The organism is Oceanobacillus sp. B139/18 (assembly GCF_055524595.1).
The window spans coordinates 296,279-311,859 of sequence record NZ_JBVFXI010000005.1; the positions used below are offsets into that span (position 1 = coordinate 296,279).

Genomic DNA, 15,581 nt, shown 5'->3' on the forward strand with positions numbered 1-15,581 from the left:
CCACATATAATGCAAACATTTTCATTTCATGACGTGTCATACTTTAAGTAAGGAAGGATGATGAACCATGATTTATACATGCACGTTAAATACAGCGATTGACATGTTCATCGAAATGGAAGATTTTCTTCCGGATAAGGTGAACCGAAGCATATACGATGAATTCCAGCCAAATGGCAAAGGAGTCAATATATCCATTATTTTAAAAAAGCTTGGCGTCCCCTCGACAGCTATCGGTTATATAGCAGGGTTCAGCGGGCATTATATTCAGGATGAACTAAACCAAATGAATATCGACACTGATTTTACGGAAGTTGATGGTGTCACAAGAATTAATGCATTTGTAAAATCCAATCAGGGTGAGTACAAAATTGTTAATGGCGGTCCGGAAATTACAGATGTAAAAATTGATGAATTAATAACTAAAATTGCCGGATTTACAAAGGATGACGTGTTATTTGTGTCAGGCAGCCTGCCGAAGGGCGTAAATCCATCCATTCTGGTTTCCATCGCAAAGCATGCTTCTGATATTGGATTTCGATTGATTTTAGATATAAGTCATCCGATCTTAAGTGAATTAGTTCACTACCGGCCTTACTTGATCAAACCGAATGACGAAGAGCTGCAGGCCTTGTTTCCAGAGGAGGAACTCGACTCAGAACAAGCAATATTGAGAGCAGCTCAAAAATTAGTAGATCAAGGCTGTCAAAATATATTAGTTTCTCTGGGAGGCGAAGGTGCTTACTTTGTTAATAAAGACACAATGCTCTACTGTCCAGCACCAAAAGGGGAGGTCGTGAATACCGCCTGCTCTGGCGATACGATGCTGGCTACCTTTTACAGCACCTTACAGACCAGTTCCCCCGAAGCAGCATTGAAAAAAGCTGTAGCGGCAGGTTCTTCAACGGCTTTCCGCTCTGGATTAACCGATTTTGAGGATGTCGATCAATTGATGCAAAACTTAAAAGTACAAGTAGTAACCATTTAAAAGAAAGGATGAACATCATGACATATCGTTTTTTAGGCGTTACTGGCTGTCCAACAGGAATTGCGCATACGTTTATGGCTGCAGAAGCACTTGAAAAAACAGCAGCAGAAAAAGGCGTTTCCATCAAAGTCGAAACACATGGACAAAGAGGAACAGAAAATCAGTTTACTGCTCAAGAAATCAAAGACGCAGAAGTCATTATTATTGCTGCAGATAAAAACGTGGATATCGACCGTTTTCATGGCAAAAAAGTAATCAATGTTTCCGTTTCAAAAGGTATTAAAAACCCTGAGGAATTAATAGATAGAGCTATATCAGGGAATGTAGCGGTCTATAAAGGTTCGGGTGAAGCGGCGCAATCGAATGACGACAGCAATCAAGAATCAGCCAGCATATGGCATCAGCTTTATGTACATCTGATGAATGGTGTCAGCCATATGCTTCCTTTAGTTGTTGCCGGCGGGGTGATGATTGCTGTTTCCTTTATGTTTGGAATTTATTCAGCTGACCCTGAATCGTCTCAATATAATGTTATTGCCGAACAAATGAATACCATCGGCGGATTAGCAATGGGATTGATGGTTCCTGTTTTAAGTGCTTATATTGCACAATCCATTGGTAATCGACCCGGCCTTATTATTGGTTTTATTGTCGGTATGATTGCTGATACAAACGGCACCGGATTTTTAGGAGGAATTGTTGGCGGCTTCTTAGCTGGAGGCCTTGTTTTACTGCTTATGAAAGCACTAAAGAACCTGCCAAAATCATTAGATGGTTTAAAAGCTATTTTTTTAATTCCGGTTCTCGGTATCTTTATCGGCGGATTTGCGATGTGGTATCTGTCTGTTCCGATGGAAGCAATCAACCAGGGAATGATGGACTTCCTAAGCAGTTTCCAGGATTCTAACCCGATCTTATTAGGGTTGATTGTAGGTATTATGAGTGCATTTGATATGGGCGGCCCCGTCAACAAAGCGGCCTATGTAACAGGTACAGCACTTCTGGCACAAGGTAATTTCTTATTTATGGCAGGTGTTTCTGCGGCGTGTATCGTTCCGCCGCTCGCAACCGGATTCTCGGTATTATTTGCGAGACGCAGCTATAACCAGGCAGAAGCAAGTGCCGGCTATGTCAACTTTCTATTAGGTTCAACGCATATTACAGAAGGCGCGATACCTTTTGCAGCAAAACGTCCGTTTACCATTATCCCAATTATCATGGTAGGTTCTTCTATCGCTGCCATGCTGACGTATATGTTTAAAGTAGAAGTCCCTGCACCGCATGGCGGATTTATCGTTCTGCCTGTGGTCACTCATGCCTTCTTATGGGTCTTGGCAATTCTGATTGGTGCGCTGATTTCCGGATTCTTAATGGCATTAGAACAAAAAAGACATCAACGAAAAAGCAATCCTGAGCAAGCGGCTGCGCCAGTACAACAAGAAACACCTGCGCCACGTGAACAGGGGGAGCTTTTAGAAACAAACCAAATTTATCTGCAGCAAAAGCTTCACTCAAAAGAGGAGGTTCTGGCGTTTATAGCAGATAAAGCTGCAGCATTAAATATTGCAACAGATGCAGAAAAAGTAGCAAGCGGTCTGCAAAAAAGAGAAGCAGAAGGCTCGACAGGTATGGAAAACGGAATCGCTATTCCTCATGTAAAAAGTGAAGTAATCCAACAAGCAAAATTAATGGTCGTTCAATTGACAGAAGGCATTGATTGGCCTGCAATGGACGGAAAACCAACAGACTTTGTTATCAGTATTCTCGTACCAGATGGAAGCAGCAACGAACATTTAGATATCTTATCGGCTCTTTCCAGAAAACTGATGAATCAAGATTTTATTAACCAGCTAAAAGCTTCTCAATCCGAAGCGGAGATAAAAGAATTATTACTTGGAGGCGTTAAAAAATGAAAAATTTAAAAAAACTCATAAATGATCAGGGGATTATTTCTGCACTTGCTATTGACCAGCGTGGTGCACTAAGAAGAATGATGGGCGAGGATATTTCCGGCGAGCAGATTTCAGCCTTCAAACAGATTGTTTCTGAAGAACTGACTCCTTACGCTTCTTCTATCCTGCTTGACCCTGAATATGGATTAGCAGCAGCAAGGAAAAGAGATGAAAATTGCGGATTAATATTGGCTTATGAACAAACAGGCTACGACAAACAAGAGCCTGGACGTTTTCCGGATTTAATTCCGAATTGCTCTGTCAAAAACCTGAAAGCTGCAGGCGCTGACGCAATTAAATTATTGATCTATGTGGATGTAGATGAAAGTAAAGAAATCAATGAAGCTAAAGAAGCTTTTGTAGAACGCGTCGGCAGTGAATGTGTCGCAGAGGAGATTCCATTTTTCTTAGAAATTCTTACCTATGATGATTCGATTGGCAATGAAAAGGGATTGGAATTTGCTAAAGTAAAACCGAAAAAAGTGATTGAAGCAATGAAACGCTATAGCGAGTCAAGATTTAACGTGGATGTGTTAAAAGTAGAGGTTCCTGTCAATATGAACTTTGTGGAAGGCTATGCAGAAGGAGATACAGCTCAAACCCAAGCGGAAGCAAAAGCTGTTTTCAAAGAACAGTCTGAAGCGACCAGCCTGCCATTCATCTTTTTAAGTGCAGGCGTTACACCGGAATTATTCCAGGAAACATTGCGTTTTGCCAAAGAAGCGGAATCTGCCTTTAACGGTGTTCTATGCGGCAGAGCAACTTGGAGCGGCGCAACATCTGAATTCAAAAACGTGGATGGAGAAGCTGCTGCGAAATGGCTGCAGACAGAAGGCATTAAAAATATTCAGGAACTGGATAAAGTGGTTCAAGAAACAGCTACATCTATTTCCTAACAAAGGTAGAAAAAGCTCAGTGTGCACACTGGGTTTTTTCGTCATATCCTTTCTGTTTCTTATTGATAGTATGTTATTATTCAGTTTGTTGCATGCTACTAACGATGGAACGATATTATCGCACGTGTTAAACGGATCATTTTGATTTTTGAACTTCCTATTATAAGGAGCGGAATCCATGCCTAAAAAATACATTATTATCAGCAGCATCCTTGCTGTTATCATCATTATCCTGCTTGCACTTATTTTCTTCTTTAAAATATCCTTTACTTCCCTGCCAACAAATCTGCCCGTTGTTTTAACAGAAGTTCTGACCACGGAAGGGGAACGGAGACATGTTGATTCGATTCGTCTTACAAAATCGGACTCCAGTCACTTAGATAGCGATGAGCCTGTACAATCAGAGAATGAGAAAGAAATTGTATTGGATCAATCAAATGATATCACCCGAATGCTGATTGAAGATGTCCATATTTATCAGGGCGGACGGATTACAAGCGACAGCCCGGAATATACCGCAGAAATGAACCTGTCTGATGGAGATACGCTCTATCTATACCTCTCCAATGAATACATACGGGTTGTTCCGTCAGATCAGGAAGGAAGGCTATACAAAGTATTGGATACGGAAAATGCTGTTTATGCCTATTTTCACGCTTTCTTTGAAGAAGACGAAGGCTAGTTTGCTCGGCTGCGGCATAATCGATGTCTTCTTTTCTGTGACCAGTCTTATTGAATATATCGAATGAAGGTCCCTGCATAAGCAAATAATGATATGTTTATACAGGTTTCCCCTCTTTGTACGAGGTAATTATAATGTTATTTTAATTACCTCGTACACCATTACTTGCAGAAAAAACAAATATATTACCCTTCATTTAATTGATAATATTTTCTTTTCTTCTTTCCTTGCACCAGCATATTGGAGAATAGACCCAGACCTAAAAACAAGAACGAGCCCACAATATAAACCAATCTAATGTCCATCATTTCAGCTGCTATTCCAATGATTAATGTCAACAAAATAATGCATACCGCTTCGATTAGTCCAAAAATCATTGAAAAACGCCCCATAATCTCTACAGGTATATTATTTTGATAAAAGGTCAGGAAGCCCGTGTTGGCGAAAGAAAGCGCACATGTCAGCAGGAAGAAACCGATTGCCGCTGCTGTAAAATCTGTTGAGAAAGCAAAAACCAAATAACCAGCAGGCGTACCTATTACCCCGAGCCCCATCAGCATATTAATTTTTAAGTACTTCGCAAACATCGCATTTATCAAAGAACCAGCTATAATCCCTGCTCCTGCAATACTAACTAAAAAGCCATAGGTGCTTTCATCCAACAATAGCACCTCTATTGCAAAAGCTGCCTCTAACGAGTCCAGCCCTGTCATAAAAACTGTTACACCCCCAAACAGAATATAAATCAAGGTAATATATTTATGATTGCCGCTATATGCAAGAATCTTCTTCCAATCATGAATGACAGAATGGATATCGATTCTATCACTTATTTTCCCCTGTTCATGCAAATTGGGAAGGAAAAGGATTATCATGGCAGAAATACATAATGCAGCAGCATTTATAAATATAGCAAAGGAAGGACTGCCGACCATAAACAATGCCCCTGCAATCGACGGTCCTAAAATAAACCCGCAGGAATTAATAAAGTTACGAAGGGCATTGAACCGCTGACGGTCTCCTTTTGGAACCAATTTGGTCATGTAGACAATAGAGGCCGGCTCAAACACCGCACTGGCTACATTAATTCCAAATACCAACACATAGATGAGCAATAAGGAATCTAAAAAAGGAAGTATACCTATAAGGCCTGCCCGAAATACATCTAATCCGATCATCATGTTCTTTTGATTCCAACGGTCAATCATGGTACCGGCCCAAAAATTGGTGAACATTGCTGCCAACGGTATCAAAATATATAACACAGAAACCGCAAGCGGAGAGCCCGTCATTTCCAAAACAATTAAATTTAATGCAATCAGGTATATCCATGCTCCCAGATTAGATACACCAATTCCCGTTAACAATAATGAGGTGTTTTTCCACCTTTCCCAAGTCCCTTCCATTCCATCTCTCCTTTTTTAAGCTTTTTTATAAAATAAAAAAAGCCCGCGCCCTCAAAGTTATCTCAACTTTGAGGACGGGACTTCTTATATCACAGAAGATCGTGGTGCCACCTCATTCTGTTTCTGCATCGCTGCAGAAACCTCCATAAGCAACAGCAAATCATTGCTTTTCTCGATAACGGGAGCACCGGCACATCATCATATAACAATCCAATGTGCAGCTACGAGGCTTGCTTCAATATAGTTCCGCATCCTCCTTTTCAGCTTCCGGAGTTCTCTGTTATGCTTCCCTTATATTTACTCTTCTCTTCAACGCTTTTGATAGGATGTATCTCGAGTTTAGAAATATTATACATGGTTCCATAAAAATGACAAGTGTTATTTTATCACAGAGAAGAACAAAAACTCCGACTGAACGAAGTTTCGTTTCAAACTTCTATTTCCGAAATATTATAAAACTATTGACTTAAATTGTGTAATGGCTCACTGTTTAAGTATAGAATGATTCGTATACTACTTTAAAGGATGTGTTAAAAATGACAGCAAATCATGGAAAAGTAAATCGCGTTGTATTGATTGGAGCCGGGTCTGTCGGTGTCAGTTATGCATTTTCACTTATAAACCAGGGTATTACAGAGGAATTAGCTATTATTGATTTATTCGCAGATAAAGCGCTTGGAGATGTGTGGGATCTCAACCACGGGAAAGCGTTCGCCCCATCTCCAACCAATGTTTGGCTGGGAGAATATCAAGACTGTAAAGATGCAGATATTGTTTGTATTTGTGCAGGAGCAAACCAAAAACCGGGTGAAACACGCTTAGACCTCGTTGAAAAAAACATGAAGATATTTAAAGGGATTGTGGATGATGTGATGGAGAGCGGCTTCGACGGTATTTTCCTCATTGCAACCAATCCTGTAGATGTCTTAACGCAAGCAGTTATTGAATTCAGCGGTTTCCCTGCTCACCGTGTTGTCGGAAGCGGAACAACCTTAGACTCTTCCCGTCTTCGTTATAAGCTTGGAGAGTATTTCGATATTTCTCCGAAAGCAGTTCATGCCTATATTGTCGGTGAACACGGGGATACAGAGCTCCCGCTTTGGAGCAGAGTAACCATTGGTCCTGTTCCCCTGCAAACGTATTTAGATAATCATGACGATTATAACGCAGAAGACCTTGACCAGATTTTTGTAGAGGTTCGGGATGCAGCTTATCACATTATTGAGAAAAAAGGCGCTACCTTCTATGGTATTGCCATGAGCTTAGCACGAATTACCGAAGCCATTCTAAGAAACGAAAATATCGTGTTGACAACAAGCAGTTATTTACAAGGTCAATATGGTGCAGAAGACGTATGCATCGGTGTTCCATCTATCATTAACCGTTCTGGCATCCGTGAAATTATTGAAGTGCCAATGAATGAAGAAGAACAGGAAAAATTTGCTCATAGTGTTCAAACGTTGAAATCTATTTATGAGCCTGCGATTAAGCGCATATAAAGTTTAAAAAACGTAATGTGAGAAAGGTTTTCCCGCCTCACATTACGTTTTTTATTTACTCATCATCTACATCAGCAACAACAGTTTGCTGATAATCAATTAAAATAACAGAACGTACTCCAGCTTCTTCCGCGTCCCCTTTTTCAATCGGGCTGACATAATGCGAAACTGCCGAATCCTCCACACCATAAGATTCCAAAGGCTTGGTAATCTCAAAAATCTCTATCACATCATCCTGATTGACTGTATCAAACGTTTCTCCTGCCGCTTTAGGAATACCAATAGCGTTCGTACCGCCTTTGACATTTTCTCTTTTAATTAAATGGGCAAAGGTAAATGGTTCTCCGTCCTGATGAAAGCAGTTCGGGGAAGAAACAGCCTTATCCGTATCATTTTGTACGTACAGCTTTACAAAATGTACGCCGGCATGAATCGGCATAATCCGGTCTTCTTCCTTCCAAAACGTTTCATGATAATCAAACAGAATAATTTTTTCCAATAGCTTATTATTCTGTATTTCCTTATCTATACAAGGGAATTCCCGATAGGAACCCGGATATTCCGGATTAAATTTCCCTTGGAAGTACGCAGAGTATTCCTCCCCATCCTTCGTCAGCGTTGGCAGCCATTCAATCTGACCAGAAGTTGGCAATACCAAAGCGCGTGAATATCTTCTATAACGATTTAAGTCTTTTGCATATTCATCGATAGGCAGATCCTCGAAATAATCCAATAAAGCTTGGTAATCTGCTTCTATTCCTTCATAGTCTAATTGCTGCATTAAATCATACCGCGCATAGCCATTCTTTTTTAAATTGCTCATCTATATTACTCCTTTTATCTTCATCGGTTTGCTTAAAAAATGGAATCCAAGTTATTATTTTAGATGATTTGAGTTGAAAAGACAAATGGAGCAAGGGGTATGTAGATGATGTAACCATATTAGCAATTACCGAATCGGTACTGCAGAAATCTCTTTTCAAACTTAGCGTTTGTTAAATGAAACCAAAAAGCGAAAAACCCCACAGATTGAAACTAGTTTGTGAGGTCTTGTCAGCATTAAAATCATAATTCACTTAGCATTACTGCGGTTTTTCTAGCGGATGAGTGGTAGGCAGCCATAGCTACTTCCAAAGCTCTTAATCCATCTTCTCCTGTAATAAATGGATCTTTGTTTTCTTTGACAGCCTGGATAAAATTCTCTATCAATCCCTCATCCATATCATCTCCCCAGAAATTCCATTTAACGCCCTCTGAACTATATACATCCAGCTTCTGGGCAAAAGCATCCACAGAGAGCGTTCCTTTCGTTCCTATTATTTCTAAGGTAACGTCTCCCCAAGTTGGATAATCCTTATTACGAGACCAGCTGCAATCCAATGTCGCAAACATACCGTTATCAAATTCCATGGTTAACAGCCCAGTATCATCTATCTCCCCCTCGGATAGTTTATCATCTATTTCAGCGTATACCTCTGTTACTTCTGCGTTAGTAAACCAACGAATAAGGTCGACTACATGAACAGTATGATCGATAACTGCCCCTCCGCCAGATTTCTCTTTCTGCACAAACCATCCTCCAGGATTAGTCCCTCTATTTGTACCTTTAACAGCAATAATATTCCCTAAATCCCCCGTGTCTATCGTTTGTTTCGCATTTTGCACAGGTTTATTAAACCTTACCGGAAATGCAGTTTGTAAAATCACGCCTTTTTCCCGGCAAATCTTAATCATTTCTTCCGCATCCTTCACATTAGAAGACAAAGGTTTTTCGCATAGTACATGCTTATCATGATTCGCTGCAGCTTTGACGTGTTCAAAATGCTTTTGATTCTCTGATGTAATAATCACAGCATCAATCGGTTCCTTTAATAAGTCATGATAATCCGAAAAGTATTTGGTATTAAACTGTTCCGCTGCGTCTTTCCCTCTCACTTCCTCTTCATCAGCAATACCATGTAACTCTATCTCCGGCAAATTGTTTAAAGCATTTGCATAGCTATACGCATGTCCATGAGCAAAACTAATAATACCTACCTTCATTTTACCCCCTCCAAACTGGAAAATTGTTTAAGATAAACCGGCTCTCCCGACTCAATCGATTGTAAAGCAGCTAATGAAATCTCTAGCGCTTTATAGGCGTCTTCTGCGGTCACTCTCGCTTCCTTTCCTTCTTTAATACAAGAAATAAAATGCTCTATTTCAAGATAATATGGACTATACTGCGTTGGACTGGACGGAACCGCTACCCCTACAACCTCATCAACTGATGCGCTTTTTTCTACTACGACAGGGCTCACCGAAGTACTATCATGTTGAATTATCCCTTCCTTCCCTGCAATTTCTAACTTCGTATGGAAGTTCTGATGTGCCCAGGTACCTTCTACATGAGCAATTACTCCGTTTTCAAATCGAAGTGTGACTAAGGAATATTCTAATTTCCCAGCCGCTCTTCCTCTGCTTGTTTTTGCATATACACGCTCTACTTCTCCAAAGCACCATCTTAAAAAATCAAAATCATGAATAACTGTGTCTAAAATCAAACCTCCGCTTTTAATAAAGTTTGCATACCAGTCATTAGAGGCATTTGGAAATGCTCCTCCTCTCGTTGTTCTTGCAATTACCGGCTGGCCTATTTTTTGTGAATCTACTACTTCTTTCGCCTGTACATATTCTGGAAAAAAGCGTACCACATGGCCTACGAATAAGCGAACTCCCTGCTGTTCACAGAAATCGATCATCTCTCTGGCATCAGCCAGATGGCGGGCCAAAGGCTTCTCGCAAATAACGTGAAATTTATCTCTCGCCGCTTGCAAGACTGTCTCTTTGTGTAAAGGAGTAGGCAAACAAACAGATACGACATCAATATCCACAATCTGCTGCTTCGCTTCTTCATAAGAAGAAAATGCTTTAGTCCCACACTTGTCAGCCAATTGAGCAGCCTTTTCAAAATTCACATCAACAATTCCACATAATGTTACATCTTTCATTTCTGTATAAGCAGCAGCGTGGGCATTTCCCATTGTCCCTGCACCTAAAACTAAAATATTCATTTTTGTGCACCTCTTTCTATTAATTATCTTCTAACGCCTTGTAAAGCAATTCCTGAAACTAGATGTTTCTGTAAAAGAACAAACATAATCAGCATCGGAATAGTAGATAGTACAGCACTCGCCATCAGCAATGGATAATCCGTCGAATATTGCCCCTGAAATGCTGCAATACCTACTGACAGCATTCTCGTTTCTTCTGAATTCGTCATAACTAAAGGCCAAAGAAAATCATTCCAAGAAGCGAGGACCGTAAATATACCTAATGCAATTAATCCTGGTGTCGCGTTCGGCAAAATAATGCGCCAATAGATTCCAAAAAAGGAACACCCATCAATCGTTGCCGCCTCATCCAGCTCTTTCGGTATTCCTAAGAAAAATTGTCTTAACAGGAAGACGCCGAATGCGCTGAACATACCAGGAACAATCAAAGCATAAAAGGTGTCAATCCAGCCCAGAGACGTTAAAATTCCATAGTTTGGAATTAGAATAATTTGCATTGGCACCATCAAAACAGATAGGACTACAATAAATATGACATTTTTTCCCGGAAAATCCATTCTTGCAAAGGCAAATGCAGCCAATGAGCACAAAATTAACTGTCCCAATGTTCTTCCTAAGGTGACCATCAGCGTATTAAAGTAATATCTCATCATATCGATACTTGCAAAAACGTCAAGGTAATTCTCTACTAGCCACTCTTCAGGAAAAATGGTAATCGGCACTTGCATTGCTTCTCCAAATGATTTTAGAGAAGTTAACACCATCCAAAGAAATGGTGTTACCATAATCACTGCACCAATAATCAGCACCAAATGAATCAACCACTTCTTATTCATACGCTTCCTCCTTATTATCCGTCATAATGCACCCATTTCTTTTGGAACGCGAACTGGAAAATAGTAATGAGTAGTATCATTAAAAACAGCAAAAATGCTTGTGCAGAAGCATAGCCCATTTGCGAATACTCAAACCCTGACTCATAAACTCCATATACAAGTGTACGCAATGGTTCTAATAAGACATGGCTGTCGCCGATCATGATGAATATCAGATCAAACACTTGTAAAGAGCTGATTATTCCAGTGATAAACACGAAGAACAATGTCGGTGTTAACAGAGGAATGGTTATCGTAAATAATTGTTTTAATTTTGAAGCGCCATCCATTTCGGCAGCTTCATAATAGGTTTCTGAAATCCCCTGCAAACCTGCCAGGATTAAAATAATGTTGTTTCCTACTGTCATCCAAACATACACAACAATAACCGATATTAACGCAATATTAGGATTGAACAGCCATGCAGGCTGCGGTAAATGGAGTAAGCCTAGTATATAATTAAGCAATCCATAATCTGTGTTGTATAACCACTTCCAGACCATCCCAACAGCAACCGGCATCGTTACCACCGGCAGAAAATAAAGGGTTCTATAGACGATCATTCCTTTAATCTTTTGATTCAGCAATATGGCAATCCCCGTGGCCAGCATCACCGCTAACGGCACGGAAACCAGCGTAAATACGAGTGTGTTAACCATGCTTCTGATAAAAGAATCTGTTTGAACCAGCCTTATCAGGTTGTCCAAACCAATAAACTCGGGAGGGTTAATCCCATTCCAGCTAGTGAAAGACAAGCCAAAAGAAGCAAGAGCCGGCATCAAATAAAATAGGAAGAGCCCTAGTACAACAGGAGCGATAAATAGATAAGCCCACATCGCTTCCTTACGCTTACGCCTGCTTCTTTTCGGTTTCATAAGCACGTTTGAATCACTCATTCATTAGAAACTCCCTTCTTACAGAAAGATTTTTATTCATTTATCTGTTCTGATTCCAAGATGATATCCATCTCTCTGGCAACATTGTCCAAAGCTTCCTTCATTGATTTATAGCCCAAAAATGCTCCTTGAACTTCTGCCTGCTCAATATCCTGCCACTGTATTGTGTTTTGGGAGACAGGGTAGGGAAATGAAACTTCCTGTGCGTCGATAAATACCTGTAAATCCAATTCAGGCATGGAATCTACCCATAAATCACTCATGGATTCCTGAGCTGGGATACTAAAGCCTGATTCAGCAATAAACTGATTCCCTTTTTCGCCAGTCAAATGCTTGATTAAATCCCAAGACAATTCTTCTTTCTCGGTGTCCCCATTCATAGCCCAGCCAATCCCATGTGCAATAGAGCCCTCTTCCTTTCCTGCCGGTAATGGAGCTACTCCTAAATCATCCCCAAGCTCACTGTAAAACATCTCCGCGTTCACAGAGATTTCAGGATGCATTGCTATCATTCCTGACATAAACATATCGCGGGGATGGTTTTCAATTTGTGTCTGTACAGATGGTGAAATCCCCTTATCTATCAAATCCTGTGTAAAAGTAAGCGCTTCTTGCGCTTCTGGTGAATTAAAACCTGAATGGGTCTTGTCTTCATCAATCATGTAGCCGCCAGCCTGTGGAATTAAGTTATAATAGCCAGCCTGGTTACTTACAACATAGGCTGTATATCCATAAACTCCCTCCTCCTGATCAGCCAAGATATCTCCCTTTTCTTCAATATCCTCCCATGTCCAGGTTTCATCCGGATATTCCAAACCAGCCTCATCAAATAGTCTTTTATTATAAAACAAACCTACAATATCCGAGAAATATGGTGCAGCGTATAAGTGATCTTCATGAGAATATAAATCTATCATAGAATCGAAATAGGCATCCTTGGAAAAATCACTATCTTCTTCAATAAATGGCTCCAAATCTTTGATTAGCCCATAAGAGGCATATTCAGAAAAATTAGGTCCATTCATCCAAAAGACATCTGGTCCGCTCCCTCCCCCTATACTGGTTCGTAATTTCGTGAAATAGTTGGCATAAGGTGTATAGGTTACGTTCACCTCAACATCTGGATGCTCCTTATTAAATTCTTCAATAGAGGCATCCACTGCACCGCTTATGTTTTCATCCCACAAGGCTACTTCCAGCGTTTTTTTACTGCCGCCTTCTGTATCATTTCCACAACCTGTTAAGATACCGACTAATGTAATCATTAGAAATATGGTGCATACTCTTTTCCCCATTCTATCTCCTCCAAAAGGGTTTAATAATGTTTTGCCAGGTATATAATGAGCCACAACTTGTTTGACAGCATTTTCAAATCACAGCCTTCGACAGAAAAAAATGAATGTCCTCCTTCATAGCAAATTCACACGCTTTCGTGAAGCGCTTTCAAAATCTTTTAACATGGTGACAGCCTCTATTGATTATCACTTCGATAAAACAGAATTACTTATTCAGCTTCCTGTTTTAGTGATTAGAATTACATTGTCTGTTTTTTGAGATTCATTAGCCGCCAGAGTTGCCTCTAAAGTTTTCAAGCCATTCGTATAATCTGATAGAATGTTTTCTGTCCTTCCAGTCAAAATCGCTTCAATAAACGCATTATCTTGTTCTTCATAGAAATCAACTTCTGAACTATAGGTGATTACATTCTCCTCTTCAAAGATAGTAAGCTTTGTTCCATCAATCATTACGCGAAAATTCTTCCCTAATAATTCTACGCCCATACGATGATCCTTTTGAGTGAAGGAACAGTCTAAATGTCCAATAGCACCATTTTCGAATGTAAAGTTGACGGAACTCACATCTGGAATATCAATATCCTCAATATCCTCTGATACTCTTAATGCCATATTGGCATAAACCTTCTTAAAATCTCCGTTTAAGTAACGAATAAGGTCCACGATATGCGTAGCCTGCTCTACCAATTGTCCTCCTGACTTTGACATCGTACGGTACCAGGGAGTTTCCACAAAAGAAGATAGGTAATACCCGCGTACCATAGCTATTTCTTTACCTGCTAAATATTCTTTGGCCTTCTGCACAGTATCCAAGTATCGTAAGCAATAACCAGTAGCGCAAATAACACCTGATTTCCGAATAACCTCCTGTTTCGCGTACACCTCTTTCATATTTAGCCCGACAGGTTTCTCAACCATTAAATGAATTCCTTTTCTCACTATTTTTTGCTCCAAGTCTTTGTGGGCAAATGGTGGAACACAAAGGAAAACAACATCCAGCGTTTCTTTTTCTAACATATCATCCGCATCCGTATAAGCTCTTGCTCCTATTTCTTCAGCTGCCCTAACTGCATTTACTTCGGCAATATCACAGACTGAAATAACATCTACACTTTTGTGCTTTTTCAAAATATTTAAATGAGTAGCTGCAACTCCTCCTATTCCAATAAACCCTGCTTTTAATTTCTTTATTTTCATCTCCTCCTATCAACCTGCGTCAATAATTAATTCAATATGTTTGGCAGTATCGGCTGCTAATGCTTTCGTATCCAGCTTATATGGAGATAATTCTGCGGTAAGCGGACCCTTATAACCTAAATCTTTTAATGCTTTGCTAACTGCCTGCCAGTTAACATCTCCAGCTAATAACGGAACAAATCCTGTAATATTTCCCACGCTTGTATTGAAATCTTTGACATGAACTTTACAGATGCGGCTGCCTAAAATTCGTATCCACTGCTCTGGATAACCAAACTGAAGAACATTTCCTATATCAAAATATACGCCAGCATATTCAGAATCTAATTCATCCACATAACGGGACATCTCTAGCGGAGAAAGTAAAAATTTATTCCACACATTTTCAATCCCTATATGTACCTGGTGCTTTTCTGCCAGCGGCAACACTTTCCGCAGCTCCTTTTGACTGCGTTGATAGCATTGATCATAAGTAACTTCCTCAGATACAATGCCTGGTACAACAAGTACTGTATCCACATCCATTGCAGCTGCTAATTCAATTTGCTTTTCAACGATGGCTCTACCCTGTGCTCTGACAGCCTCATCTGGTGAAGATAACGGAAACTGCCATAATAATGCTGTAGATATACTTTTAATTTCCAAATCATATGTTTCTATGAGACTTTTAATTTTTTTGGCATCATCTGACCTTGAGTCCACCGTTAAACCAATTCCGCCTGAGGGATTCACATTTAATTCAACTGTTTCAAAACCAGCTTCTTTGCTATATTCCAGTACTTTCTCCAAACTAGTCTCTTCCGGATAACACCATTGATTAATACCCTTTAACATACGATTCC

At 40.0% G+C, this 15,581-nt stretch carries 14 protein-coding genes and 1 other annotated feature; of the genes, 5 read left to right on the forward strand and 9 right to left on the reverse strand.

Annotated features, from left to right (window positions below; all coding sequences use genetic code 11):
- Positions 1-67: 67 nt before the first annotated feature.
- The 4 genes from pfkB to ACZSMY_RS16325 all read left to right on the forward strand — a co-directional run bounded on the left by pfkB (position 68) and on the right by ACZSMY_RS16325 (position 4,518).
- Complete coding sequence (gene pfkB / locus ACZSMY_RS16310) at positions 68-988, forward strand: 1-phosphofructokinase (RefSeq protein ID WP_042529030.1); 921 nt, start codon at positions 68-70, stop codon at positions 986-988.
- 17 nt (positions 989-1,005) lie between these two features.
- A complete protein-coding gene (locus ACZSMY_RS16315; RefSeq protein WP_193064457.1) occupies positions 1,006-2,901 on the forward strand; it encodes a fructose-specific PTS transporter subunit EIIC in 1,896 nt (631 codons plus the stop codon).
- Positions 2,898-3,836 (forward strand): tagatose-bisphosphate aldolase, encoded by a 939-nt coding sequence (lacD, locus tag ACZSMY_RS16320; protein WP_042529025.1) that lies wholly within the window; start codon positions 2,898-2,900, stop codon positions 3,834-3,836. Before ACZSMY_RS16315 ends, lacD begins: the two co-directional genes overlap by 4 nt.
- 178 nt (positions 3,837-4,014) lie before the next feature.
- Positions 4,015-4,518, forward strand: coding sequence for a hypothetical protein (locus tag ACZSMY_RS16325; RefSeq protein ID WP_042529022.1), 504 nt, complete (start codon positions 4,015-4,017; stop codon positions 4,516-4,518).
- A 185-nt stretch (positions 4,519-4,703) separates the two neighbouring features.
- Here ACZSMY_RS16325 and ACZSMY_RS16330 read toward each other — a convergent pair whose 3' ends face one another.
- Positions 4,704-5,924, reverse strand: a complete 1,221-nt coding sequence (locus tag ACZSMY_RS16330; protein ID WP_332094060.1) for an MFS transporter — start codon at positions 5,922-5,924, stop codon at positions 4,704-4,706.
- Positions 5,925-5,991: 67 nt separating this feature from the next.
- Positions 5,992-6,246: a binding site (T-box leader), on the reverse strand.
- A 214-nt stretch (positions 6,247-6,460) separates the two neighbouring features.
- Here ACZSMY_RS16330 and ACZSMY_RS16335 point away from each other — a divergent pair.
- The gene (locus tag ACZSMY_RS16335) at positions 6,461-7,423 is read left to right on the forward strand and encodes an L-lactate dehydrogenase (RefSeq protein WP_332094059.1); all 963 of its coding nucleotides are present in this window, start codon (positions 6,461-6,463) and stop codon (positions 7,421-7,423) included.
- Positions 7,424-7,478: 55 nt separating this feature from the next.
- Here the strand turns inward: ACZSMY_RS16335 and ACZSMY_RS16340 are convergent, their stop codons facing one another.
- From ACZSMY_RS16340 to ACZSMY_RS16375, 8 genes are all read right to left on the reverse strand, one after another.
- The gene (locus tag ACZSMY_RS16340) at positions 7,479-8,246 is read right to left on the reverse strand and encodes a 2OG-Fe dioxygenase family protein (RefSeq protein ID WP_341173400.1); all 768 of its coding nucleotides are present in this window, start codon (positions 8,244-8,246) and stop codon (positions 7,479-7,481) included.
- Positions 8,247-8,488: 242 nt separating this feature from the next.
- On the reverse strand, positions 8,489-9,466 hold the full coding sequence (locus tag ACZSMY_RS16345; RefSeq protein ID WP_341173401.1) for a Gfo/Idh/MocA family protein: 978 nt from the start codon (positions 9,464-9,466) through the stop codon (positions 8,489-8,491).
- The gene (locus tag ACZSMY_RS16350) at positions 9,463-10,476 is read right to left on the reverse strand and encodes a Gfo/Idh/MocA family protein (protein WP_193064452.1); all 1,014 of its coding nucleotides are present in this window, start codon (positions 10,474-10,476) and stop codon (positions 9,463-9,465) included. The genes ACZSMY_RS16345 and ACZSMY_RS16350 overlap by 4 nt, the downstream gene beginning before the upstream one ends.
- A 23-nt stretch (positions 10,477-10,499) precedes the next feature.
- Positions 10,500-11,312 (reverse strand): carbohydrate ABC transporter permease, encoded by an 813-nt coding sequence (locus ACZSMY_RS16355; RefSeq protein WP_042529005.1) that lies wholly within the window; start codon positions 11,310-11,312, stop codon positions 10,500-10,502.
- Positions 11,313-11,326: 14 nt separating this feature from the next.
- Entirely contained in the window at positions 11,327-12,247 is a 921-nt protein-coding gene (locus ACZSMY_RS16360) for a carbohydrate ABC transporter permease (RefSeq protein ID WP_256705315.1), read from the reverse strand.
- A 32-nt stretch (positions 12,248-12,279) separates the two neighbouring features.
- The gene (locus ACZSMY_RS16365; protein WP_465147982.1) at positions 12,280-13,542 is read right to left on the reverse strand and encodes an ABC transporter substrate-binding protein; all 1,263 of its coding nucleotides are present in this window, start codon (positions 13,540-13,542) and stop codon (positions 12,280-12,282) included.
- A 213-nt stretch (positions 13,543-13,755) separates the two neighbouring features.
- Positions 13,756-14,739: a Gfo/Idh/MocA family protein gene (locus tag ACZSMY_RS16370; RefSeq protein ID WP_368901020.1), complete on the reverse strand. Its 984-nt coding sequence runs from the start codon at positions 14,737-14,739 to the stop codon at positions 13,756-13,758.
- A gap of 9 nt (positions 14,740-14,748) precedes the next feature.
- Positions 14,749-15,573, reverse strand: a complete 825-nt coding sequence (locus ACZSMY_RS16375) for a sugar phosphate isomerase/epimerase family protein (RefSeq protein ID WP_256705318.1) — start codon at positions 15,571-15,573, stop codon at positions 14,749-14,751.
- Positions 15,574-15,581: the final 8 nt, after the last annotated feature.

Coding starts and splice junctions, on each gene's coding strand:
- pfkB (WP_042529030.1), top strand. CDS start 68: ATGATTTATACATGCACGTTAAATACAGCGATTGACATGTTCATCGAA.
- ACZSMY_RS16315 (WP_193064457.1), top strand. CDS start 1,006: ATGACATATCGTTTTTTAGGCGTTACTGGCTGTCCAACAGGAATTGCG.
- lacD (WP_042529025.1), top strand. CDS start 2,898: ATGAAAAATTTAAAAAAACTCATAAATGATCAGGGGATTATTTCTGCA.
- ACZSMY_RS16325 (WP_042529022.1), top strand. CDS start 4,015: ATGCCTAAAAAATACATTATTATCAGCAGCATCCTTGCTGTTATCATC.
- ACZSMY_RS16330 (WP_332094060.1), bottom strand. CDS start 5,924: ATGGAAGGGACTTGGGAAAGGTGGAAAAACACCTCATTATTGTTAACG.
- ACZSMY_RS16335 (WP_332094059.1), top strand. CDS start 6,461: ATGACAGCAAATCATGGAAAAGTAAATCGCGTTGTATTGATTGGAGCC.
- ACZSMY_RS16340 (WP_341173400.1), bottom strand. CDS start 8,246: ATGAGCAATTTAAAAAAGAATGGCTATGCGCGGTATGATTTAATGCAG.
- ACZSMY_RS16345 (WP_341173401.1), bottom strand. CDS start 9,466: ATGAAGGTAGGTATTATTAGTTTTGCTCATGGACATGCGTATAGCTAT.
- ACZSMY_RS16350 (WP_193064452.1), bottom strand. CDS start 10,476: ATGAATATTTTAGTTTTAGGTGCAGGGACAATGGGAAATGCCCACGCT.
- ACZSMY_RS16355 (WP_042529005.1), bottom strand. CDS start 11,312: ATGAATAAGAAGTGGTTGATTCATTTGGTGCTGATTATTGGTGCAGTG.
- ACZSMY_RS16360 (WP_256705315.1), bottom strand. CDS start 12,247: ATGAGTGATTCAAACGTGCTTATGAAACCGAAAAGAAGCAGGCGTAAG.
- ACZSMY_RS16365 (WP_465147982.1), bottom strand. CDS start 13,542: ATGGGGAAAAGAGTATGCACCATATTTCTAATGATTACATTAGTCGGT.
- ACZSMY_RS16370 (WP_368901020.1), bottom strand. CDS start 14,739: ATGAAAATAAAGAAATTAAAAGCAGGGTTTATTGGAATAGGAGGAGTT.
- ACZSMY_RS16375 (WP_256705318.1), bottom strand. CDS start 15,573: ATGTTAAAGGGTATTAATCAATGGTGTTATCCGGAAGAGACTAGTTTG.